The organism is Methanoculleus chikugoensis, assembly GCF_900095385.1.
GTDB lineage: Archaea > Halobacteriota > Methanomicrobia > Methanomicrobiales > Methanoculleaceae > Methanoculleus > Methanoculleus chikugoensis_A.
Map to the genome: position 1 here is coordinate 1 of NZ_FMID01000058.1, position 637 is coordinate 637.

At 56.8% G+C, this 637-nt stretch carries 1 protein-coding gene and 1 pseudogene; both read left to right on the forward strand.

The annotated features are described in order from the left end of the window. Window positions 1-355: pseudogene (locus L21_RS11635) on the forward strand (tetrahydromethanopterin S-methyltransferase subunit A); the annotation flags it as partial. 5 nt (window positions 356-360) lie between these two features. Further along, complete coding sequence (locus L21_RS11640) at window positions 361-570, forward strand: tetrahydromethanopterin S-methyltransferase subunit F (protein ID WP_074370635.1); 210 nt, start codon at window positions 361-363, stop codon at window positions 568-570. The last annotated feature ends 67 nt before the right edge of the window (window positions 571-637 follow it).

Consider the following 637-nt stretch of genomic DNA (forward strand, 5'->3'; position numbering starts at 1 on the left):
TTTCCAGGATCAGGTCGAGATCGTCAACATCATGGAAAGCGAGGACATGGGCGCCATCAAGGCCAAGATCGACGAGCTCAAGGCCAAAGACCCCGGTGCCTTCGGCGCGGAACCCATGATCGTCGAGGTCAAGGAAGCGGCAGGTGCCGGCGCAGAGGAAGCGACCGGTGAAGTACAGCCGCTCTCCGGCGAACTGGCACTGATACACGCACGGATGAAAGTCATCGAACGGATGGTCACCGACATCGGGTACCGTAACAAGTTTGCCGCCGGCGTCTACTCGGGCAAGATTGAGGGCCTCATGATCGGCCTGATCGTCTCGTTCGTGATTCTGGGGTTCATCTTGCTGGGGTGAGATAAATGGCAGAAGAAGTTACACAGGCAGGCCCCATCCGGATGACGGCAATCAACAACATGATGAACTCCATCCGGTACAAGGCACAGATCCTTGCCCGCACGACCAAACTTGAGTCGGGTATCATGGGCAAGGGGATCATCGGGTTTGCAATCGGACTCCTCGTAGTTCTGCTCCTGATTGTGATTCCGGCACTGCTGCTGGGGGCGATCTAACATGGTTGAGAAGAAATCACCGGCCAGCGGATGGCCGATTGTCCAGGGCGACTTCCACACAGGAGAT